The organism is Flagellimonas amphidinii (assembly GCF_013090115.1).
GTDB classification, from domain to species: Bacteria; Bacteroidota; Bacteroidia; order Flavobacteriales; family Flavobacteriaceae; genus Flagellimonas; species Flagellimonas amphidinii.
This window is the reverse complement of sequence record NZ_JABFNN010000023.1, coordinates 181,662-205,000: the sequence shown is the minus strand read 5'-3', so window position 1 is coordinate 205,000 and position 23,339 is coordinate 181,662. Positions and strand designations below refer to the sequence as shown.

Genomic DNA, 23,339 nt, shown 5'->3' with positions numbered 1-23,339 from the left:
AGATATGAAGAGTAAAACAAAATACATTGCCCAGGGTTTGATGATATTTCTATTATTCAGCCCTGCGGCTTGCAAAAAAAACCAAAAAGCTGAAGTGGGCAGTCAGGGTGCTGATTTTGAAAAGAATATAGCTGCTACTTTAAAAGACCCTAATCCGGTTCCAAATGACCAATTGGCTTTTTTTGAAGGAGACCGAAATCCGAAGGAAGCGTTTTTTGAATTGCTGCCATTAGGTGATGTAAAACCAAGAGGCTGGATTTATGACCGAATGAAACAAGATATCACAACAGGCTTTGTAGCGTTCTTAGATGATCTGGCTCCGGATATTATGAAAGGTGATGACCTTTTTAATACAACACGGAGAAATAATCTCACGGATATTCCCGATGTAGGCGACCAAACCTTAACGGGTGCAGCTTGGGAAATTTCCATGCAATGGTGGTCTGGTGAGACCTTGGGGAACTGGTGGGACGGATATATGCAAAATGCCTGGTTAACAGACGAAGAGCCTGCAAAAAAAAGAATCCATGATATTGTAGATTATATACTCTCAACACAAGATGATGATGGCTATATCGGTATTTATGGAAAAAAATTACGCTACAACCATAAAGGCTCCAATGGTGAATTATGGACGCAAACCACAGTTTTTAGAATGCTACTTGGTTATTACGAGCTGACTAAAGACAAACGGGTTTTGGGCGCTGTTGAAAAGGCCATGGCATTAACCATGAAACGCTATGGTCCGGAAGGGAATAGTCCCTTTAAAGTGGGCGTGGATTATGGTGGAGTTACCCATGGACTAATGATGACAGATGTTTGCGAGGCATTGTTTAGGATTACTGGGAAGCAAGCGTATAGAGACTATGCCGTGTATTTGTACCAAGAATTTTCAAGGTATCCGATTACTCGTTCCATGAACGATATGCGCTATGAATACCTCCTTCACGACTCACTTTATGTAAGCCATTCCGCGCATACCTACGAACATCTCCGAACGCTCATTCATGCTACATACGCAACTGGCTACCCTCAGTTGGACCAAGCTTATAATAGTGCCATGAATAAATTGAGTAAAACCATTTTACCCAGCGGTTCCGGTTTTGGAAATGAGTGGTTGAACGGTGAGGAGGCCGACCCGGAAACCACGGGGGCCGAGGTTTGTGGTATGTTCGAATTGGGTGGCTTCTTCGAATCTGCCCTACAAAAAGTTGGCGATCCAAAGTTTGGCGATATGATAGAGAAACTAACCTACAATGGTATATTGGGATCATTGAATGAAGATGGTTCAGGACTTGTGTATTGCAAAACCGATAATTCATATCGATTGGATAACACAGCGCCCCAAAGGGGTTTTGAGGAATTTGATTTCAGATATAAATACTCCCCCACACATGCCGATGCCGCCGTTTGTTGTAATCCAAGTTATTCCAAACATTTTCCGCAATTGGTAAGAAATATGTGGATGAAAACAAAAGACCATGGTCTGGCTGCGGTCATCTATGGTCCAAACGAGTTAAAAACCAATATAAACGGGCAGGAAATCACAATTACCCAAGAAACTAAGTATCCGCTAACAGATCAAATTACTTTCACAATTGGCGTGGACCAACCTACCCAAGTGTCGTTATATTTTAGAATTCCGAGTTTTTCACCGGAACTTTCTTTAGAAACAAAAGGAAAAATAACAAAAGAAAGCGGTTGTTACAAAGTTGACAATATATGGAAGAATGGGGATGAGATTATATTAAACATGAACAATAAGTTGCTAACATTTCCATCAAATGATAATACTAGATATTTTCAGCGCGGACCGATTGTATATGCATATGATATCCAACATAAAACCGAAGATATCAAAACCTATGGCCTAAAAGGTTTTACTGATTATTTGGTTTATCCAAAAGAGGAATTGTACGAGCACTTGACTTTAAAGGGTTCTGAAGACAATGCATTTGGTTTTTCGGTCAAAATCAATGATGTGCCAGCAGAAGGTAATATTTGGTATAGCGATATTAATTATCTGATGGGTACACTGTTAAATGGTCATGAGAATAAAGAGGTCGCCGTAAAACTGGTTCCTATGGGACGCTCTGTGCTCAGACGTGTAACTTTTCCACTCAATCAATTCCACTAATAAAAAAAATTATTTCATATGTACTTTACAAACAATCGATTAAAACAAAAAATTACAGTCCTTCTGATTTTTATGCTATTTGCAGGATTAAGCCTTAATGCTCAAGTTTTAACAACTGGTAGTCCCGAAGAGGTGGGCATGTCCAGTGAAAGACTAAAACGTATGGACAACATGCTCCAGTCGGCAATAAGCAAGAATGAAATTCCTGGTGCCGTGGCATTGGTGGCCAGAAAGGGTAAAATCGTCTATCTTAAATCCTTTGGGGCCGCAGATTCCGATAACAGAGCCTTAAAGGCAGATGACATTTTCCGGATAGCTTCCATGACCAAAGCGATTACATCTACCGCGGTAATGATGCTTTACGAAGAAGGGAAATTTCATTTGGAAGACCCCATTTCAAAATGGATTCCAGAATTTAAAAATCCACAGGTGTTGGATTCTCTGCTGGATGATGGCACCTATACCACCATCAAGGCGGACAAGGAAATTTCAATTCGTCATCTGCTTACGCACACTTCTGGTTTGGGGTATGGTGAAATTGATGCTGACGAACGCATGAAGCGCATTTATAAAGATGCCGGTATTAAGGAACTCTATTCAACCGAAGCGATAAGAATTCAAGACGTCGCAAAAGAAATAGCCAAACTTCCATTGCACCATGATCCTGGTGAAAAATTCACTTACGGGGTGAGCCTTGATGTGTTAGGAGCACTTGTTGAAATTGTATCGGGCAAACCCTTGGACCAGTTTTTTGAGGAATACATTTTTGAACCCTTGGGCATGAATGATACCTATTTCTATCTAGATGAAGAAAGGGCAAAGAGGTTGGTGCAAGTACAAACCAAAAAGGAAGGTGAGTTTGAACCGTTGGTAGCCGATTTCTATGATGTGGATTTTCCTATAAAAGGTGCAAAAACATTCTTTAGTGGTGGTGCGGGACTGTCGAGTACCGCTGAAGACTATGCCAAATTTTTACAGATGTACCTAAATAACGGAATGTATAATGGCAAGCGGTTATTGAGCAGAAAAACTATCGAGTTGATCATGTCCAAACAAGTAGACGATTTGTATGGTGAAGGGGCAAAACACTACGGATTGGCATTTAGTGTGGTGTACAAACAAGGTGGCTCTTGGGCAAGCTCGCAAAGCGTGGGCACTTTCATTTGGGGCGGTTATTTTAATACGTATTACATGGCCGATCCAGAAGAAGATATAATTGCAATTTTAATGAAACAAACCTTTGATATTGGTCTTGACACCACCACCCTGTTGTTTCAGCAAATTGTTTACCAAGCTATAAATGATTAATTCAAAAGTATTGATTAAGAAGATTCCGAGCCGTTCAGCTTTATTACTTATAGCCTTAGCGTTTACAATAGTCCAATGCGCACAGCAACCTGAAAAAAAAATGGTGGCCACCCATTCACACTTCGTTAAGATGTCCATTGATGAAATAGAACCAAAAGGATGGATTGTCGAGTTCTTGTCCAGACAAACGGACGGATTGAGTGGAAATATTGGCGTGGCAGGCTACCCGTACAATACATGCCTATGGGGATGCCCAAAAATGAAAGGATCCACGAAAGCCTGGTGGCCGTATGAACAAACGGCGTATTACCTCGATGGAATAAACCGGTTGGGGATCTTGACCAATAATAAAGGACTGCTCAGCGAGGTAAAAAGGAATACTGACTATATCAAGGCAAATATTGATTCCACCGGTCGGTTTGGCACTAATCTACAAGACCGTTGGTGGCGTTGGCCCTATACCAGTATCAATCGGGTTTTTATGACCGATTACGAATTAACGGGCAACGAAGAGTTGGTGCATCTGCTCGCAAATCATTATGGCACCTTTGCAGCAGAGGATTTTTGTGACGACCTCGAATTGGCCAACGTAGAGCAACTTTGCTGGCTTTATGGTGAAACTGCTGACAAAAAATTCATTGAAATGGGTGAAGAGGCCTACGCTTGTTTTAAATCGGATATTGAAAATAGGAATAGGTTAGACAGTGATATCCAATTTGGAGCGAATAGAAAGCCTGATCATCATGGGGTTGTCTATCTGGAGTTGGTTAAGATTCCAGCACTGCTCTATAAATATACGGGAAACAAAGCCTACCTAGAAGAGTCAATGAATGGTATCACAAAAATGGAAAAATATCATATGCTCGTTTCTGGATTGCCTAGTACTACGGAGCATTTTGCCGATGTGTCGGAGGTGGCGGGCCATGAGACCTGCAATACCGCTGTATTGCCACACACCTATGGATATCTTATGAGAATAACTGGGGAGTCGTGGTTCGGGGATCGAATAGAAAGGGCTGTTTTTAACGCCGGTATAGGTTCTGTAACAAAGGATTTCAAATCACACCAATATTTTTCAGCGCCTAACCAGATTTTGGCAACCATAAACTCCAATCCTTTTGGACACCATCCAACGAGAATGGCTTTTGCTCCCGGTCATGATGTCGAGTGTTGTACCGGTAATGTTAATAGATTTATGCCATACTATATAGAACAGATGTGGGCAACATCTAAGGATAACGGTCTTGTTGCCGCTCTCTACGGTCCTTCCACAATTTCAGCCAAAGTTGGAGAAAATAATCAACCAATCACCGTAAATCAGATTACAAACTATCCTTTTTCAAATAACATTAGGTTTGAAATCCTAATGGAACGACAGGATCAAGTGAATTTCCCTTTTTCAATGAGAATTCCGGAATGGGCCAATAACGCCAAGATTATTGTGAATGGGACAACAATTCAAAATGAAATAACTCCTGGATCATTTTTTAGACTAAAAAGGGATTTTAAATCTGGAGATATCATTGAATTGGAACTTCCAATGGAAATAAGAACTACTCAATGGCCCAATAATGGAATCGCAGTGGAAAGAGGCCCAATAGTCTATAGTTTGGCATTGACCGAGAAGAAAGACACCATTCATGACTATGAAAAATCAACCACAAGTTTTCCGGCGTTCACAATGAGTCCTACTTCAGAATGGAGATACGGTTTACCTAAAGATAATCTTGATTTTGAATTGATTCAAAAAGAATTCGATGGATACCCCTGGGAGGTGGCCAACACTCCGTTAAAAATCAAGGTTAAGGGATTCAAGATTAGGCATTGGCAACTGAACAACTACTTTGATGAACGCATTGACTCAGAGATTACCACAACCCCAAGTTTTCCAAAACAAGTTGAAGTTGAAGAAAACTCAGAAACCTCATTGGAATTAATCCCTTATGGTACCACGACCTTAAGAATGACTGTTTTTCCCGTCGTATCAAATGAGTAGCTTTTAAATAATTTATGAAAGAAAATCAAGCGAAAAATTATATTACCCTACTTTTTGTAAGTACAATTGCAGCACTTGGAGGTTTCCTCTTCGGATATGATACCGGAGTTATCAACGGTACACAATTTTACTTTAGCAAATATTTTGAATTAGACCCTGCTACAAAAGGATGGGTCGTAGGCAGTGCCTTACTAGGCTGTTTTACTGGAGCAATAGTTTCTGGGCCGCTTAGCAAACAATACGGAAGAAAAGTATCGCTTATTATCTCAGCTATTCTTTTTACAATTTCCGCTTGGGGTTCTGGTCTACCTGATTTTTTACCTCAAACTGTTCGGGTTCTAGTCTTTTTTAGGATTATCGGTGGCTTGGGAATCGGTATAGCCTCTATGAACGCCCCTATGTATATAGCAGAACTATCCCCTGCACATATAAGGGGACGAATGGTTACCCTATATCAAATGGCTGTTGTTTTTGGCTTTTTTATCGTATTCTTCGTTACTTACCAAATAGGTGCAGGAAAAACAGAAGCCTTTAATATCCAAGTTGGATGGAGATACATGTTTTGGTCAGAATTAGTGCCCTGTATTCTTTTTTTGCTGCTTCTATTCTTGGTTCCAAAAAGTCCAAGGTGGTTACTGCTAAAAAAACAAGAAGAAGCTTCACTTAAAGTGTTGGCAAAAATACATGGATTGGATCAAGCAAATACCAGGGCTAAAGAAATCAAGGATTCTATATCAAAAGATACGAGTATTGGTATTAAAGATATTTTCAAAAATGGAATACTACCAATAATCTTAATTGGAAGCGGGTTATCTTTTCTTCAACAATTCACAGGTATCAATGCCGTGCTATATTATGGGGCCGATATTTTCGAAAAAGCCTTGGGTTTTGGTCAGGAGGATGTTTTGGCACAACAAATTCTGCTGGCTGGCGTAAATGTAGCCTTTACTATTCTAGCCATGGTTACTGTTGATAAATGGGGGAGAAAGCCGTTGATCATTTCAGGTTCTTTGGGAATGCTGTTTGGCTTTGCACTTCTTGGCATTACTATAATGACGGATAATGTGGGGCTTCTTTCGTTGATAGGCATTCTATTTTTTGTCGGGGCCTTCGCTATGTCAATGGGACCGGTTGTCTGGGTCATATTATCTGAAATGTTTCCCAATAAAATCAGGGCAATAGGTATGTCCATAGCGGTAGCCGTACAATGGGGTGCTAACTATCTGGTATCTCAAAGTTTTCCTATAGTTGCTGAGAGCAAAATTAATGTTGAAGGAATTTGGCAGGGGTCACTTCCATACTTTCTATTCATGTTCTTTATAGTACTCATTATATGGTTTGTAAACCGACTGCTGCCGGAAACCAAAGGCAAAACCTTGGAAGATATTGAAACGGTTTGGAAAGAACGCTATCGTAATAAATAAACGAATAAGATAAGGAAATATGAAAATTATTAATGCAGAGGTAATCGTCTGTTCACCGGGTCGAAATTTCGTGACCCTTAAAATTGAAACGGACTCAGGAATATATGGCCTTGGTGATGCTACACTAAATGGCAGGGAGTTAGCGGTTGCGACCTATTTACAAGAGCATTTAATTCCATGTATAATTGATCGAGATCCTTTTGATTCCGAAGATATATGGCAATACCTGTATAGAGGTGTATACTGGAGAAGAGGTGCCGTAAATATGACCGCCATTGGGGCAATCGATATGGCACTTTGGGATATCAAAGGAAAGGCATTGGATGTCCCTGTTTATAAGCTTTTGGGTGGTAAAAGTAGACATAGGCTTTTAGGCTATACACATGCCCAGGGCAAAGATACCGATGAAACACTCCAAAAAATATCGGATACATTGAAAAAGGGGTTCAAAGCAGTTCGTGTTCAGTCCGGTATTCCCGGTATAGAAAAAATTTATGGAATTGCAAAAGATGAAGGTGCCTACGAACCCGCCATAAAGGGAAGCCGACCTGATGAAGAAACTTGGAATACTGAAAAATATCTAAATCACATTCCTAAATTATTCCAACGTGTTCGAAAGGAATTTGGGGAAGACGTACAGCTATTACATGATGCACATCACCGACTTACACCAATTGAAGCGGCAAGATTGGGTAAAGAACTGGAACCTTTCCATTTGTTCTGGTTAGAAGATACGGTAGCTGCAGAAAATCAAGAAGGTTTTGAAATAATTAGAAGGCATACAACCACGCCTTTGGCGGTTGGCGAAATTTTTAATACCATTTATGATTGTCATCATCTCATTACCACACAATCGATAGATTACATAAGAATGACGGTTGCACATGGCGGTGGACTCACCCCTATGTTGAAAGTAGCCAATTTAGCCAGCATCTATCATGTAAGGACCGGATGTCACGGACCATCTGATTTATCGCCCATAAATTTAGCCGCATGTCTTCATTTTGGTACCGCGGTAAACAATTTTGGAATTCAAGAATACATGGGATATGATCCACAAACGAGTAACGTGTTTTCATTTACACATCGCTTTGAAGATGGTCATTTTATTATGAACGATGAAGCCGGCCTGGGTGTCGATTTCGATTTTGAAAAAGTAAAAAACATTCCTTACAAACAGGCTTTTCTTCCGGTAAATAGATTGGAAGATGGCACATTATATCATTGGTAAATATGAAAAGATTTAAGAATAAGGTCCTTGTTGTAACTGGGGCATCCAAAAAAGGTGGAGTCGGTGCTTGTGTGGCAAAACTATTTGTTGAAGAAGGTGCCAAAGTACTTATGTTGGACATGGATGAAGAAAATGGAAATGACCTCCAAGAAGAATTGGGAGAATCAACCCTTTTCAAAAAGTGCAACATTGCACTGGAGGAATCCGTAAAATCCTGTATTACAGAAGGAATTTCAAAATTCGGAGATATTGATTACTTGGTTAATAATGCCGCTATTCTTGGCTATACGGCTGTTCACGAGACATCATTAGATGAATGGAACAAAATTATAGGGGTAAATGTTACAGGGCAGTTCCTTTGTGCTAAACATGTACTCCCCAGCATGATGAAAAAGGAAAATGGAGCGATTGTCAATGTTGGCAGCGCACAATCATTTATGAGCCAGAAAAAAGTTGCGCCCTATGTTACATCCAAAACAGCTATTTTAGGTCTTACCAGAAGTATTGCTGTTGATTATACCCCAAAAATAAGATGCAATGCCGTGTGTCCTAGTACTATTGACACACCCATGCTTCAATGGGCTTTAAAACAATCGCCTGACCCACAAGCTGTTCTTCAGGAAAGTATAGACATGCACTTATTAAAGCGCATAGCAAAACCCGAAGAAATAGCTTCGCTGATAGCATTTCTCTGTAGTGATGCCGCTGCCAATATTACAGGACAGTCCTTCCGAAGCGATGGAGGTATCGGTTTACTTATCGAAGGAAGCAAACAAGAATTAATGGAAACGGAACATCTACATGAATAAATGCAACACCATAGAGTTGGCCTTCAGTAGTGTACTGCAACATGGCGAGGGACCTATATGGGATGGAAGAAATGGTTGTTTTTATTGGGTTGACTTACTGAAGGGTAATCTTTACAAAGGGCATTTGAAAAGTGGGAAGGTCGATAGTATTAATATTGGTCAGGCCCTAGGTGCTGTTGGGCTTTCCAACACAAAAAATTTGGTCTTGGCTGTTGAAAAAGGTTTCGGTGTTTACAATATCGAAGCAAAGAATTTTATGTTAATCGACCCTATTGCAGAAACTTTGAATCCCAAGGTCAGGTTCAATGACGGCATTGTAGGGCCGGATGGGAAGTTCTATGCCGGAACGATGCATTGGGACGGCAAAAATGGCTTTGGAAGCTTAATTCGATTTTCTCCCAATGGCAAGTATGATATAATTGAAAGTAATCATACAATTCCCAATGGCATGGGATGGAATAACGATAGGGATACATTTTTCATGGTGGATACTGGACACCATTGCATCTATGCGTTTGATTTTGTAGAAGGTGAATTATCTCGTAAAAGGGTTATTAAAAAATTCAAGAATGATGAACATCCTGATGGTATGGCCATTGATTCTAAAGACCATTTTTGGATTGCTATGTGGGGAGGGGCAAAAATTGTTCATTTAGATGAAAAAGCAAACTATGTTGAAGAAATAGGCCTACCGGTAAAATATCCAACCAGTTGTTGTTTTGGAGGAGAAAATAAGAAACAGCTTTTCATTACTTCTTCCCGTCTGCCCTTAGATAAAAGTGAATTGGAGAACGATCTGCTCTCCGGAAGCTGTTTTGTAATCCAGACCGAACATACAGGCAAAACGGAATATAGATTTGGGTAATCATGGAAACAAGAGAGAACTACATTTCAGGAATTAAAACTATAGAAGTATGGGATGAAAATCATAACCTGCTTTTTACCATGACACCTTCAAAGGGAGCCAAAATTCTCCATTTGAACATGGTTAAAGATAATAAACCGGTACCCATACTTTGGAAAGTAAACGTAGATGAACTCGAAAATAATGAGTTTGGCAAAAACGATATTCTCTTTCCTTTTCCAAATCGGCTTAAGGGTGGAGTCTATCAGTACGGAGGAAAAAAATACACATTCCCTATAAACGAGATAGAAAGAAATAATAGCATCCACGGCTTTATAAGGGACCACGATTTTACCCAAAAAAATATCCAGGTATTAAATGATGCTGTAAATATGGCATTTTCATATACATTTCATGGCGAGCCATATTATCCATTCCCATTTAACTTTGAAGTTTCATATCACATTAAAAATGATTATTTCAGGATTGCGTTTTCCATCAAGAATACCGGAAATGGGAAAATGCCATTTGGATTGGGTTGGCATCCGTATTTTGTGTTGAAAGGGAACGAAAAAATCAAGATCCCAGGGGTAACGGAGTATTTGGTGGATAATAATTTTATTCCCACTGGCAATACCTTGGATTTTGAGAGTAAATATTTTGTTCCAGATAACACCTTCTACAATGCCACATTTAAAGCACTAGATGTTAAAAAACCCATATATAAAATATTCTCAAAAGATGATGTCATCGAATTGAGATGTTCAGAAAACTTTGGTTTCCTTCAGCTTTATACTCCACCAGATCAGCAAACCGTAGCAATTGAACCTATGACCTGCTGTATTGATGCTTTCAACAATGGTATAGGTTTAATGGAACTTAAACCATTAGAAGTTTTTGAAGGAAACATTGAAATTAAATTATTGAGTAGATGAATAAAGTAATCACATTTGGGGAAATCATGCTACGATTGGCACCCCAAGGATTTTTAAGATTTTCACAGGCCAACAACTTTGATGCGGTGTATGGTGGGGGAGAGTCCAATGTGGCGGTCTCCTTGGCCAATTATGGAGTCCCCGTGGATTTTGTGACACGGCTTCCCAAAAATGATATAGGGGACTGTGCCCTGATGGAAATGCGAAAAAGAGGAGTTGGTACGGAACATATTGTATTTGGCGGAGATCGTCTTGGGATTTACTTCTTGGAAACCGGCGCAGTTAGTAGGGGAAGTAAAGTGGTCTACGACCGTGCACACTCGGCCATGGCCGAGATTACCAAAGGCATGGTGGATTGGGACACTGTTTTTAAAGGAGCCGAATGGTTTCATTGGACAGGAATCACTCCTGCCATATCCCAAGGAGCTGCGGATGCCTGTATCGAAGCGGTCAAGGCCGCCAAGAAATTGGGACTTACCGTTTCCACAGACCTTAACTATAGGGCCAAACTATGGAAGTACTGCGACGATGCAAAACGGGAGGAAATCATGTCCGAACTCACCTCGTATTGTGATATCGTCCTAGGAAACGAAGAGGATGCCGAGAAACACTTCGGGATCAAACCGGAAGGATTGGATATCACCACCCAAGGTGAGCATGTAAAAGCAGAAGCCTTTTTATCAGTCTGTAGGCAGATGATGGAACGTTTCCCAAATGCCAAAAAAGTGATTACTACCCTAAGGGGATCAATATCTGCCTCGCACAACACTTGGGCAGGAGTTTTGTATGACGGGAAGACCATGTACAAGTCCAGTGAATACCAAATTACCCATATTGTGGATCGTGTAGGTGGTGGGGATTCGTTTATGGGAGGACTCATTTACGGATTGCTCAAGTACCCGGAAGATGACCAAAATGCATTGGACTTTGCGGTAGCGGCCTCTTGCCTTAAACATACCATCAAAGGGGATGCGAACTTGGTAACCGTGGATGAAGTGGAGAAACTCATGGGAGGAGATGCCTCTGGAAGGGTTGCCCGATAATAATTATTTAGAATAGAAGAAGATATATGGCAAGGTACAGTAGATTGGAAGTAGCACAGGTGATGCAGGAAACGGGCATGGTCCCGTTGTTCTATCACCCTGATGTGGAACTAGGAAAAAAAGTGCTCAAGGCATGTTATGACGGTGGGGCACGTTTGTTGGAATTCACGGCCCGTGGCGATTTTGCGTACGAGGTCTTTGCAGAGCTCAACAAGTATGCTTTGGACGAACTCCCGGGCATGATCCTGGGAGTGGGATCTATCACGGATGCAGCTGCCGCTTCATTTTTCATACAAATGGGAGCAAACTTCATCGTTACCCCATCGTTGCGAGAAGACATTGGGGTGACCTGTAACCGCAGAAAGATAATGTATTCGCCCGGCTGTGGCAGTCTAACGGAGATTAACCAGGCGGAAGAGCTTGGCGTGGAAATCATTAAACTGTTCCCAGGATCAACCTATGGCCCTGGTTTCGTGAAGGCGATAAAAGGACCCCAACCATGGTCCAGCATTATGCCAACTGGAGGAGTGAGTACTGAAGAATCTAATTTAAAAGCTTGGTTTGAAGCAGGTGTTACTTGTGTCGGACTTGGTTCTAATTTAATATCCAAAAACATCATCGAATCACACGATTTTGTTAAACTCAAATCGCTTACAGAAAGTGTGCTAAAAACTATAAAAAAAGTGAGAGGTTAATATGGATTTAAGAGTTAACTAAAATACCAGATGCATATAACTAACCGACATATTCATAGCAGTAACCTAAACCGACTGGAATATGTTCTATATAAATATTATCAATGAATTTAATAAAAAAATAACAGAGATAGAAGGTAGGGCCCAAACCGAATTAAAAAAAGTGAATGCCGGTATCCAAATTTCATCTTGGGCCCTGGATCTGTTCAAAGAACACGTAGCCGAGTTCGGGTTTGATTCTATCAAGGATGAAATCAGTTTTTTTAAAGGTATCAAGTGCATACCCATGAAACATTTGATTCTCTACACGGAAATACGTTCCTGCGAACTTCGTATACCCAAATCGAATGTAAAAAGGCAGCTCACATTTTTAGACAAACAGGCAAAAAAGGTCAACCAGTTCTTTGGTCGGCATACGGAGTTTTTACTCTACATGGAACTTGGCTATGACCATTTTGATGAACATTATTTTACACGTAAAAATCTGAACAACAACCCTGTCGTTAAAAGTTATCCTTACTACAAGGATTCAGTATTCAATACCTCCCATGATGAAATCTGGGCAAGAATAAAAGGGCTCGCCATGTATGTCAATTATCTAAAGAAAAAAAAGGAGGAATTAACCAATACTGATAAAAATATCGGCAAAGGGAAACTTAATTGGACCGGCAGTTATGCTGCTTTGGTAGAAATGCTCTACGGTTGCCAGGAGATGGGATATTTCAACAATGGAAATATTGGAATAAATAGTGTAATTGATACCTTCAGTGAATTTTTGAATGTCAAAAAAGGAAATCCCACCCGCACATATCAAGACCTGAAGGCACGTAAAGGTTCGCCTATAAAGTTTTTTGAGGAAACCGGGCAAAAGCTCCTTCAGAAAATGAAAGATGAGGACGATTTGTCCAATTCCTAAAAACCGAGTTTGGATTTCACTCGGTTTTTTAAACTTGCTATAATTTTATTGACACTATAACTTTTTAGCGTTTGAATTGAGCACCAAATCATACCAAAGCACACCAAAACTTATATGTGTTAAATTCTGCCCCAACTCGGTTTAGACTCTGATGGATAACCACCAGACTCTCACAATTTTGCTGAACGAAAGTCAAATCACGGCAAAGTCGCTTTAAAAAGAAATAACCTCGGCGGCTTTGCTTTTTTAAAACGTTTACAATGGGTGCAACGATTATTACTACGGAAGATCTGAGGGAGTTCAAGATGGAACTGCTGGACGACATCAAACAACTTTTACAAGATCATGATGGCCAGACCAACAAGAAATGGCTCAAATCCAATGAGGTCAGACAGCTTTTGGGAATTTCCCCTGGGACACTTCAAAATCTCAGAATCAATGGCACGCTACCCTATACCAAAATAGGAGGAGTGCTTTATTACGAATATCATGAGATTATGGAAGTCTTGGAAAAGAATAAGATCCATAATAGACTTTAAGGCTGTTTGGAAACCATCAATTACATCAAGCACCTCAATGGGGTGTTTGAGCAATTTTCCAAGGATAGTAGATTAAATCCAACCCATATTAGTTTGTATGTGGCTTTGTTCCAAATTTGGAACAACAACTTTTTTAAAGATGAATTCTACATCAACCGAGAAGAAGTCATGGGCTTTTCAAAGATTGGTTCCAAATCTACCTATCACAGATGTATTAAGGAATTGAGCCATTGGAATTATTTGCTCTATACCCCATCCCACAATCCATTTAAGGGAAGCCGCATCAAGATGTTCGATTTTGGGACAAGCAGTGGACAAGTGCTGTACCCAAGCCGTACCAAAAACGGGACAAGCAGTGGACAAGCACTGGTACCTATAAACAAACATATACAAACTATAGAAAACAGTGAAAACTTAAACAAACGGCAATTTTTAGAAAATTCAGATTCTGAATATAAAGAAAACCATTTGGCAAGTGTCCCATATCAGGACAACTTGAAGACAAGTAAAGATAAAAACTACAATGAGCCTTTATGAGCAATCCAAAGCCACATATCATTGTTGAAGGAGCTATACAATACTCATTAGGTACAATGCGAGGCAATCAAATTTTATATGATTTCGATAAAATGTTGGTCTACCTTGATGCTAAAGGCAAGTTGCTTTTTGGTCAGCAATTTAAAATCTACAAGGAAGACCGAGACATCCTCTACAAACTATGCCTGTACTTCATCCAGGATAGAATTGCTTGTGAAGAGTTTGGAATTGATATCGATAAAGGAATTTTACTTTCTGGTCCTGTAGGCTGCGGAAAAACTTCTTTGATACGATTATTAAAGCATCTCGTACCACACCGAAAGCCTTACGAAGTTGTACCCACTCGAAATATCGTTTTTGGTTTTAACCATATCGGTTACAAGACCATTGAAGATTATGGTAATTCCCAATTTTTCTGTTTTGATGATTTGGGAGTTGAACCTATGGGAAGGCACTACGGTAAAGACTGTAATGTGATGGGTGAAATCCTACTATCTCGCCATGAACTTTTTTGTCACCCTGAGCGCAGTCGAAGGGTAAAAACCCATGCTACTACCAATCTAAATGCTGCTGAATTAGAAGAGCTTTACGGCATTCGTGTTCGTAGCCGTATGCGACAGCTTTTTAATTTGGTGGCTTTTGATAGGGGAAGTAGGGATAAGAGGAAGTGAGGCTTTACTCCTCCCAAACAACACTCAATACTGAGTTATGTGAACTTGAAATAATACAATACTCAAAGAAATTAAAATTGTTGTCGTCTTCCCAATTTTTCAAATCAAACCATGTAGACTTCCATATCTTCTGTTTTGATTGAGCTTTGGAGTAAATCTTTCCTTTCTCAAAAAATTCCGTAGCAACAGAATCTTCAGGTGGTTCAAGTTTTGTTCTATCGATAATAAAATGCGGATAGCCCTCAGGCCATTTCCAATAACTTACCGTTTTATTATGCGAATGAAAAAGGCAAATAGGATGGTCACCTAAGTCAAAATATTTGAAAGCAATCGAAGTTATGCTGGTTTTGAAAAAGGAAGCCAAATCTCTAAGTAATTGAGGAGAGAATTTTTTCCCCTTTTGTTTTTCATAAAATAAAGTACTTGGCATTAGTAATTCAGAAGCAAACTGATTTGCTTCATACTCCACACGTCCATGTTTTGCTTGTTTTTCCTTATTATTGAACCACGATGTAGTAGCCTCATTATCATTATGAACATCAATGCCTTTATGAAGTATGAAATGCCCAATTTCGTGAGCAAGGGTAAAACGCTTTTTTTGTTCAAATTCAATATTCTCATTGATTTCAATTATTGTATGCTTTTTACCGAAGATTATTCTTCCATCTGAATTCAATAATGGTTTTTCGATTACCGTAGCCCCAAGACCACTGGCAAATAATTCTAACGGAAAGTCCAGTAAGCTATCAAAGCCATTTTGCTCTAATATGTTTTTAGCAGCAGCAGAACCTTTATTATATTTATAATTCTTCATTATCTAATTCATCCATCAAGTCAACTAAATTTTTCCCTTTGATAATTTCTTTTATTTCATCTGCAGTCAACTTATCTAAGTTTCTGAACTGTACTGACATTTTCTTTGACTCTACTAAGTTCATCAATGTCGCAATAGGCTTATCTATATTTTTATTAATGGCAGCTTGAAATTTCTCAACAATTTTCTCAATTAGTAATAGATTACTTTCTTGTACTAACTGAGCTGTTTGGGTGAATCTCAACTTTTTCAAGAATCTGTCAATTTCTGTACTCTCTTCAGATACATTCACACCTTCCTCCTGTAATGAATTTTTAATCAATTCAATATCAGAATTCAAATAAAACTCTGTAAGTCCCTTTTCTATTTTATCTTTTAAGTTGCTCATTTTAATTGAATGTTTAGTTTACTTTTTCTTCTTTCAAGCCTTTTAACTGCATTGTAAAGCTCTGTGACATCTACTTCCAGAAAATCCGAAATTTCTTTTGGCTTATAGATGCCATCACACCAGCATTCAAATATCAACATCTCCAAATCTGATGCTCCTGAGTCTTCAAGTAACTTAACATATTCATTTTTTATTTTTTTGTTATCCATTTCGTCGAAGGAAGGGTCAGTATGTCCAACTTCCTCTATATAAATTGGTATATCGAGAATATAAGATTCCTCATTCTCGTTTTCCTCCTCTGGAGGTTTACGTCTTTTAACTTTTTCGTGAAAAGAACTTATTTCGCTTTTTAAAACACCAAAAAGGAAATTTTCGAAGTCACATTCACTTTTATCCCATTTACGAATATTGGTAAGTGCCTTTTGGAATACTGTGAAAACAAAATCCAATTTTTGTTGGCCATTGTGGTTATCATCATAATCCCCAAGTTTTTTCTTAGCGAAAGCTCTCATTCTTAGAATGAGTTCATTTAATTGTTCATTGCTGTATTCTTTAAGTAGTGCCGCAACCTCTTGACTAGATTCCTCCATAAACTGTGGTATTCTATTAAGGTTATGCTTGTACAACTAAAAAATTTTCCATCTAGTGGCAAAAAAATAAAAAAGACAAGCATAAAAGTTTAGAAGCACAATATAAAAATATGCTGTTAGAAAAACCTTTAAAAATTGTAGGAATGTATGAGCGGAACTCCACAGCTCTGAATGGAGATTTTCTAACCTTAAAATTCAGCTTTTAATCGGCTGCTGTAATGAAATTTACAAATCAGCCAATTTGGCACAATAAATATTTAAAACTGATTGGTGTAATAATTGCAAATAAAATGTTAAAAATTAGAGTATGGATAAAAGTAACTATTTGAGTGAAGTGTTAGACACTCACAAGATGTCTCATATTTCATCCCTATTGGATAAGTATAGAGAAAAAAGACAAGAAATAAAGGAAGCGATTGAAGAAAAGTATGGAACTGACATATATAATCCGTTAAACTCTGGGTCTTATGCTAAGCATACGGCTATTAATACAAAGTTCGATTTGGATGTGGTTATCCCTTTTAAAAAGGATTCTTTTTCTACCCTTGAAGATATGTTTGAGGATATTTTCGATTTTCTGTATGACAAATATTCTGATGAAGCTACTGTTAGAAAGCAAAAAGTTTCTATTGGGATTGAGTTTTTTGCAGATGATGATGGTGATGTTATTAGTATAGATATTGTACCAGGTCGAGAATTAAACAAAGACCAATATGATGAAGATTATAAGCTGAACTTGTATGTTAATTCCAAATATGGTCTTATTTCTGAAAAAAGTTACATACAAACCAATATCAAGGCGCAAATAGACCATATTAAGAACAAAGAGAATGAAAGGAAAATAATCCGACTCTTAAAAATATGGAAGTCATCAAATAATGAAGATTACAAATCTTTTCTGTTTGAGCTTATTACTATTAAGGCTTTTGATAAAGCGAATATCAGTGGAAATTTGTGGGAAAAATTAGAAGCAGTAATGGAATACATCAGGGATAATATAACCAAAGACGATTTTTCTCTTAAAGACCCAGGAAACAGTGGTAATGATGTTGCTGATACTCTGGAGTCTTGGCAAAAAGAAAATTTATCAAACAAGATGAACAATATGCTCGATAGAATTGAAGAGAATGAAGATAACTTAAAAATATATTTCCCGACCAATGAAGCTTTTGAAGAGGATGATGATGAAAGTAAAAGCGGTTATGGTGTAAAAGAGGGAGCCAGTACCTTTTCGATTCCAACTCAAAATCAGCGATTTGGTTAATGAAGCAAAGTAGAATTAAGAGAGTTGAAAAGACGGTTGAGACAATTCCGTATGTATCAGTTATAAGAGCTTTTTCAGAAAACGATACCAACATTGAAGGCGTTGTATCTATAAATCTTGATGCTTTAGAATCCCCTCTTGAGTTCAATGTTGTTATTTACCCACAATACCCTTTTAAAAGTCACGAGTCCGAAACCATAAAGTTCTTCAATACGGATTTATTGGAGTATAATCATGTTATGGAGAATGGAGTGATTTGTATTCATACATCAAGCTGCCCCAATATTGAAAAAAAATTGCTTATAGATTTTGAATCTCTTAAAAATTGGATTGTAAAATATTATCTCAATAAAGATAATGACAACCATTACGAACATCTGATAGTTCCAGAATCTACTGTTAACAATGAGACTTATGCATTTTCATTTACTGAAGTTGACTACAAATTTTCAAAAGAGGACTATGGCTTTGTAAACTTAACATTCCTATCTACAGGGAAGTACCGAGAAACAAAAATAAATAATTACCTAACCCAAGGTTTTGTAAATGCCTATGGGGACAATCTTGCCCTCTGCAAATGGAATGATGCCTATAAGAAAAGTGAAAATTACAATCATGGAATTTTCGTCTTCTTGGAAGAGGCACCAGCAAAACATAAAAGATTTATACTCACAAACTGGATAGAATTTTCAGAAATATTAAGCGAGGAGTTTTTAAAATTTCTTCATAATTGTGAGAAAGAATATATTAAACAGAAGAGAAAAGGACAATATATCCCACTTTACGTGGGGTATAAAATTTCAGATACCGAAATTCATTGGCAAACAGCGATGATTGAAATCGGCAACTTCCCCATAACAGGCATCAAGGAAAATCAAAAGTGGTATAGTCGTTTAATAGAACAAGAAATAAAATGGGGGCTTACAAGAAATGCATCTTATAAATATTTCTTTGGAAGAGGCAAATTCGTCAATTCAATAACCGATAAGAAGATTTTAATAATTGGATTGGGAGCAATTGGGAGTATTGTAGCCAAAACGTTGGTAAGATGTGGGTGTAAGAAAATTGATTTAACCGACTATGATAGAAAAGAACCTGAAAATATATGCCGTTCAGAATATGAGTTCTTACCAGGAGTAGCAGATAAAGTTGAAGAGCTAAGTAATCATCTTTATCATGTTTCACCATTTGTTCATATAAATCATGTTAATCAAACTTATTTTGAAGTTGTCTCTAAGTCATTATTTGATGAACCAAAAGCAAAAAAAGAACTAGGAGATTTCCTGAATTCCTACGATATTATTTTTGATTGTTCTACTGATAACGACTTAATGTACATTCTAAATTCCTTGTCTTTAAATAATGAAATGATAAATATTTCGGTGACAAACCATTCCAAGGATTTGGTATGTGCATTTTATCCCAACATATACAACTTTGTAACAAATCAATTTTCTAAAGTACTGGACAATGATGTTGAAGACTTGTATAATCCCACAGGCTGTTGGAGTCCCACATTTAAAGCTTCATATAACGACATTAACTCTCTTGTTCAATACGCCTTAAAACAGATAAACTTGATTTTTCAAAAAAAAGCCAATAAGAACAACTTTGTTATATCTAGTGATATTGAAAACGGCTACCAATTAAAATTAAAGCAATATTGATATTTTTTAACGAGCATAAAAGTGTAAAAGTGGTATTTCCTGACCATCTCCTTGAGGAAATAGGAGTTTATGGAACTAAATCTTATCCAAAAGAGTTCGGTGGAATTTTAATTGGAGAGTACACTGAAGATTTTAAGACATTAAATATCAGAGATACAATCCTGCCCAAAAAATATAAAGGTGAACGTCATAGTTTTGAAAGGAGCATTACAGGTTTGGTAGAACATCTGAAAAAAATATACAAATCAACTCCAAGTCAATATTATGTTGGAGAATGGCATACACATCCAGATGGTTCAACTCATTATAGCAATACAGATTTGAATTCAATGATAGAGATTGCTGATTGCAAAACTGTTAATATCAAAAATCCCGTGCTACTAATCTTAAGTGTTAATAGTTTAAAAGTGAATGACTTAACACTGTATGTATATGATAATAAAAAACTTTTAAAATATGAATAAGATGGACCTAAAGGCACTGTTTTCAGGCCTTCAGAATCAAATGGCTACCCAGCTGAATACCAATAGAGACTTCATTTTACATCCAGGTTCAAAAGGGGATGCATTGGAAAATGCTTGGATAGAGTGGTTACAAAAATACTTGCCGAATAGGTACAGCGTAGATAAAGCTATAATTATAGACTCTGACGGACATACAAGTCATCAAATGGATATTGTTATTTATGACAATTGGTATACGCCTTTTATTTTTTCACAAAATGGATTTCATTATATACCAGCTGAAGGTGTTTATGCAATCTTTGAGGTAAAGCCAGATATTCAAGGAAACGTTGGTGAGAAAACTTACATTGAATACGCTGCGGAAAAAATCGAAAGTGTAAGAAAGTTAAAAAGAACTAGTACTAGTATGATTAACTCTGGAAGGAAGTTTGCACCAAGACCATTGACTAAAATAATTGGAGGAATATTAACAAGTACAAACTCTTTTACTCATTCAAATAATGACACCATTATTAATCATTTAAGTAAACAATCTGGCTTAAAAAGCATCGACTTGGGGTGTATAGCGGATTATGGTTCTTTCGTTGTTGACTATGAACCTAACGAAGAAATCAAAGATTTAGGAAATGACAAGTTTGTGGAGTTTTATGAAAATCGAAGTATAAAAGAAGTTCGATTTAGCCAACAGGAGAATTCATTAGTGACATTTTTTATGCAGCTAACCCGTTACTTACAGCAAGCAATTGGGACAGTGCCTGCTATTGATTTAAAAGTGTATTTAGATAAAATAGGGGAAAAATTAGATGAAGAAATCTGATAAAGAGACGATTGAAACAGGAGCTCTAATCGGTGGTATTTTGGGTATGATTATAAATACTACGGAGCAGCATAAGGAAAAACAGCTCAATCCTAATAAGAGTTTTGATTTTCAATCCTTGGTAGTGGCTGGTGCCATTGGAGCGATAATTGGTATAGCAAGTTTAAGTTTGATAAAGTTCTTTTCTACGGTTTTCCGTACAAGAAGAGAAATTCTAAATGATGCTGACGAAATAAGCTACCTCGGTTCTGTTTTAAAATCTTATCAACCAGATGAAATAGATTCTCTTGTATTATTGAAAGGAAAGAAAGTTAGAAACGCTATAAACCAAAGGTTTAATTCAGATTTATTGGGAAGAGCTAGTTATCAAGGTTCTGTTGAGCAAGGCACAGCATTAAGTGGGTTGTCAGACTTAGATATTCTTGTGAAATTCAAAAAGACAAGTTTTTACTCCGAACGGGAAATGTTCAATACAATTCATGACTTTTTCAAATACGAATTTAAGGATGTCGATTTAGTAAAAGTTCGAGAACAGAAAGTGTCAATCGGCTTAACCTTTGACATTGATGGATATGAAGAAACCATAGATATTGTGCCAGCATTAAGAACTGACTTTGTTCGTGGTAAGAACGATTATAGTTTATTTAAGAACCCTAAATTAGCTTCTGGTGGAAGAAAGATAAAGATGAACCCTTATAAACAGAAGGAGTTTGGTGATTATGAAGAGCACAAGAAAAATGTCATAGGGTTAATTAAGGTCTTAAAGGCAAAGGAGGAATTGCCTCTTAAATCATTTTTAATTAAAGAATTAACGAAGCAGGCATTTGATAAAAGCCATAATATTCCTAAGGGATTGAATGACAAACTAATAATGACCCTAAAGTTTATAAGAGACAATATCAAAACTATCGTGCTAAAATCACCTGATAATCCGAAGGTTCTTCTTTCTAATACAATCACTGACCAAGAAAAAGAAAAAATTTACGAAGCACTAGATGAAATACTGGATTTAATTCAAGAAGACAAAGATTATGTTCTGGAATATTTTCCAGAAAAATCTTGATTTTGAGAATGGCTTAGTAAAATACTTTCGTAATTTACTTATAAGCTAATCATAATTACAATAAAAACTTCCCTCACAACCCATTATTTAAATACCCCATAACCCCCATCAAAACAGTCAACGCCAACGCCTTAATATTTCTTGTTTCCAAAAAATAATCAGCTTCGTCAGTATCGGTCATAAACCCCATTTCTACTAGTACAGAAGGACAATAGGAAATAGTTTCCCGTAACACCTGAAAATTGGCAAACTTCACACTCCGTTTCTTAAAACCAAGTTTTTGGGTGTTTTCATTCAGGACAGCAACACCAAGAGCAAAAGACGTTTTACTGTTTGAACTTTCTGAATTATGCACATAAACTTCCACTCCTCTAGAAGTATTTTGGGAAGCATTACAATGCAAAGACACAAACACATCCGCTTTTAAACTTTTAGCCAATCGGCTTCTATCAGATAGGGAAATGAGGGTATCATTATATCGGGTCAAATAGATATCCAATTCGTTGTTAAAAAGGGACTTGTTCAGTTTCAAAATCTCTTGGGCAACATCCAAAACCACATCCTTTTCATAAATGCCATTTACACCGATAGCACCCGAATCCATTCCACCATGACCAGGGTCGATGACCACGACTTTTTTCTGACCAAAAACCAAACACATTTTCAGCAGTAAAATCATAAAACTGACGTTTTTGAGCGTTGGGCGATTCAAAAATTTTAGAGTTATCAACATAGATGTTTCAATTTTTCATACAAATTGATGCCAATTCACAGCATTGAAAATCAATTGGATATAAATAATATTTTATTCACAAAATACTGATTATCAGCATTTTGATGTTTAATATAGTGTATTTTTCAAATAACGAAATCCAACAAATTTTAAATCAATTTCGACATGAAAAAAACACTATTCCTGACCGCTTTTTTACTGCTCATTTCCAATACCATTTTTGCCCAGATTGGAGGTATCGAGGACTCAGTTAATGATGTTTCCGATACCATAAGAGCCATCTTTCCCATTATTCTGGGAGTCATCTTTCTGATAGGTTTTCTGTTCAATGCAGGACACTTTTTTGGTGAGAATGCAGACCTTAAAAAAGGAATTACCCGTGTATTGGTCTTTGTACTTATTGCGGGTGCGGTAGTGGGCATATTTACCTATCTCATAGGCATTGTAGTGTAGC

General features: G+C 37.6%; 24 protein-coding genes. 20 read left to right on the top strand and 4 right to left on the bottom strand.

Annotation, left to right across the window (positions count from 1 at the left end):
• The first annotated feature begins 4 nt into the window (after positions 1-4).
• The 14 genes from HJC33_RS03650 to HJC33_RS03585 all read left to right on the top strand — a co-directional run bounded on the left by HJC33_RS03650 (position 5) and on the right by HJC33_RS03585 (position 15,085).
• Positions 5-2,137: a beta-L-arabinofuranosidase domain-containing protein gene (locus tag HJC33_RS03650; RefSeq protein ID WP_171657437.1), complete on the top strand. Its 2,133-nt coding sequence runs from the start codon at positions 5-7 to the stop codon at positions 2,135-2,137.
• An 18-nt stretch (positions 2,138-2,155) separates the two neighbouring features.
• Positions 2,156-3,445: a serine hydrolase domain-containing protein gene (locus tag HJC33_RS03645; RefSeq protein WP_171657436.1), complete on the top strand. Its 1,290-nt coding sequence runs from the start codon at positions 2,156-2,158 to the stop codon at positions 3,443-3,445.
• Positions 3,438-5,441 (top strand): beta-L-arabinofuranosidase domain-containing protein, encoded by a 2,004-nt coding sequence (locus HJC33_RS03640; RefSeq protein ID WP_171657435.1) that lies wholly within the window; start codon positions 3,438-3,440, stop codon positions 5,439-5,441. The genes HJC33_RS03645 and HJC33_RS03640 overlap by 8 nt, the downstream gene beginning before the upstream one ends.
• Before the next feature lie 14 nt (positions 5,442-5,455).
• A complete protein-coding gene (locus tag HJC33_RS03635) occupies positions 5,456-6,865 on the top strand; it encodes a sugar porter family MFS transporter (RefSeq protein ID WP_171657434.1) in 1,410 nt (469 codons plus the stop codon).
• 19 nt (positions 6,866-6,884) lie between these two features.
• A complete protein-coding gene (gene manD, locus HJC33_RS03630; protein WP_171657433.1) occupies positions 6,885-8,096 on the top strand; it encodes a D-mannonate dehydratase ManD in 1,212 nt (403 codons plus the stop codon).
• A gap of 2 nt (positions 8,097-8,098) precedes the next feature.
• Entirely contained in the window at positions 8,099-8,905 is an 807-nt protein-coding gene (locus HJC33_RS03625) for an SDR family oxidoreductase (RefSeq protein WP_171657432.1), read from the top strand.
• Positions 8,898-9,770: an SMP-30/gluconolactonase/LRE family protein gene (locus HJC33_RS03620; RefSeq protein ID WP_171657431.1), complete on the top strand. Its 873-nt coding sequence runs from the start codon at positions 8,898-8,900 to the stop codon at positions 9,768-9,770. Before HJC33_RS03625 ends, HJC33_RS03620 begins: the two co-directional genes overlap by 8 nt.
• A gap of 2 nt (positions 9,771-9,772) precedes the next feature.
• Positions 9,773-10,684, top strand: a complete 912-nt coding sequence (locus HJC33_RS03615) for an aldose 1-epimerase (RefSeq protein ID WP_171657430.1) — start codon at positions 9,773-9,775, stop codon at positions 10,682-10,684.
• On the top strand, positions 10,681-11,727 hold the full coding sequence (locus tag HJC33_RS03610; RefSeq protein WP_171657429.1) for a sugar kinase: 1,047 nt from the start codon (positions 10,681-10,683) through the stop codon (positions 11,725-11,727). Before HJC33_RS03615 ends, HJC33_RS03610 begins: the two co-directional genes overlap by 4 nt.
• A 26-nt stretch (positions 11,728-11,753) precedes the next feature.
• Positions 11,754-12,422 carry a bifunctional 4-hydroxy-2-oxoglutarate aldolase/2-dehydro-3-deoxy-phosphogluconate aldolase gene (locus tag HJC33_RS03605; RefSeq protein WP_171657428.1) on the top strand — a complete coding sequence of 223 codons (669 nt, stop codon included), beginning with the start codon at positions 11,754-11,756 and terminating at the stop codon, positions 12,420-12,422.
• An 82-nt stretch (positions 12,423-12,504) separates the two neighbouring features.
• The gene (locus HJC33_RS03600) at positions 12,505-13,338 is read left to right on the top strand and encodes an RteC domain-containing protein (protein ID WP_171657427.1); all 834 of its coding nucleotides are present in this window, start codon (positions 12,505-12,507) and stop codon (positions 13,336-13,338) included.
• A gap of 260 nt (positions 13,339-13,598) precedes the next feature.
• A complete protein-coding gene (locus HJC33_RS03595; protein WP_171657426.1) occupies positions 13,599-13,877 on the top strand; it encodes a helix-turn-helix domain-containing protein in 279 nt (92 codons plus the stop codon).
• Positions 13,878-13,883: 6 nt separating this feature from the next.
• Positions 13,884-14,414, top strand: a complete 531-nt coding sequence (locus HJC33_RS03590) for a hypothetical protein (protein ID WP_171657425.1) — start codon at positions 13,884-13,886, stop codon at positions 14,412-14,414.
• Entirely contained in the window at positions 14,411-15,085 is a 675-nt protein-coding gene (locus HJC33_RS03585) for an ATPase (RefSeq protein WP_171657424.1), read from the top strand. The genes HJC33_RS03590 and HJC33_RS03585 overlap by 4 nt, the downstream gene beginning before the upstream one ends.
• Positions 15,086-15,089: 4 nt before the next feature.
• Here HJC33_RS03585 and HJC33_RS03580 read toward each other — a convergent pair whose 3' ends face one another.
• The 3 genes from HJC33_RS03580 to HJC33_RS03570 are packed head-to-tail and all read right to left on the bottom strand — an operon-like array spanning position 15,090 to position 16,877.
• Positions 15,090-15,899, bottom strand: coding sequence for an ImmA/IrrE family metallo-endopeptidase (locus HJC33_RS03580; protein ID WP_171657423.1), 810 nt, complete (start codon positions 15,897-15,899; stop codon positions 15,090-15,092).
• Positions 15,886-16,287, bottom strand: a complete 402-nt coding sequence (locus tag HJC33_RS03575; protein WP_171657422.1) for a hypothetical protein — start codon at positions 16,285-16,287, stop codon at positions 15,886-15,888. Before HJC33_RS03575 ends, HJC33_RS03580 begins: the two co-directional genes overlap by 14 nt.
• On the bottom strand, positions 16,284-16,877 hold the full coding sequence (locus HJC33_RS03570) for a hypothetical protein (protein ID WP_171657421.1): 594 nt from the start codon (positions 16,875-16,877) through the stop codon (positions 16,284-16,286). The genes HJC33_RS03575 and HJC33_RS03570 overlap by 4 nt, the downstream gene beginning before the upstream one ends.
• A gap of 307 nt (positions 16,878-17,184) precedes the next feature.
• Between HJC33_RS03570 and HJC33_RS03565 the strand changes: the two genes are divergently transcribed.
• The 5 genes from HJC33_RS03565 to HJC33_RS03545 are packed head-to-tail and all read left to right on the top strand — an operon-like array spanning position 17,185 to position 22,152.
• Complete coding sequence (locus tag HJC33_RS03565) at positions 17,185-18,141, top strand: nucleotidyltransferase family protein (protein WP_171657420.1); 957 nt, start codon at positions 17,185-17,187, stop codon at positions 18,139-18,141.
• Positions 18,141-19,808, top strand: coding sequence for a ThiF family adenylyltransferase (locus HJC33_RS03560; protein WP_171657419.1), 1,668 nt, complete (start codon positions 18,141-18,143; stop codon positions 19,806-19,808). Before HJC33_RS03565 ends, HJC33_RS03560 begins: the two co-directional genes overlap by 1 nt.
• Positions 19,805-20,272 (top strand): Mov34/MPN/PAD-1 family protein, encoded by a 468-nt coding sequence (locus HJC33_RS03555; RefSeq protein WP_171657418.1) that lies wholly within the window; start codon positions 19,805-19,807, stop codon positions 20,270-20,272. Before HJC33_RS03560 ends, HJC33_RS03555 begins: the two co-directional genes overlap by 4 nt.
• A gap of 1 nt (position 20,273) precedes the next feature.
• Positions 20,274-21,089: a DUF6602 domain-containing protein gene (locus tag HJC33_RS03550; protein ID WP_246245476.1), complete on the top strand. Its 816-nt coding sequence runs from the start codon at positions 20,274-20,276 to the stop codon at positions 21,087-21,089.
• Positions 21,076-22,152, top strand: coding sequence for a nucleotidyltransferase family protein (locus HJC33_RS03545; RefSeq protein ID WP_171657416.1), 1,077 nt, complete (start codon positions 21,076-21,078; stop codon positions 22,150-22,152). Before HJC33_RS03550 ends, HJC33_RS03545 begins: the two co-directional genes overlap by 14 nt.
• Positions 22,153-22,225: 73 nt before the next feature.
• Here HJC33_RS03545 and HJC33_RS03540 read toward each other — a convergent pair whose 3' ends face one another.
• Positions 22,226-22,831, bottom strand: a complete 606-nt coding sequence (locus tag HJC33_RS03540; RefSeq protein WP_171657415.1) for an N-acetylmuramoyl-L-alanine amidase family protein — start codon at positions 22,829-22,831, stop codon at positions 22,226-22,228.
• A gap of 219 nt (positions 22,832-23,050) precedes the next feature.
• Here HJC33_RS03540 and HJC33_RS03535 point away from each other — a divergent pair, with 219 nt between their 5' ends.
• On the top strand, positions 23,051-23,338 hold the full coding sequence (locus HJC33_RS03535; protein WP_171657414.1) for a hypothetical protein: 288 nt from the start codon (positions 23,051-23,053) through the stop codon (positions 23,336-23,338).
• The last annotated feature ends 1 nt before the right edge of the window (position 23,339 follow it).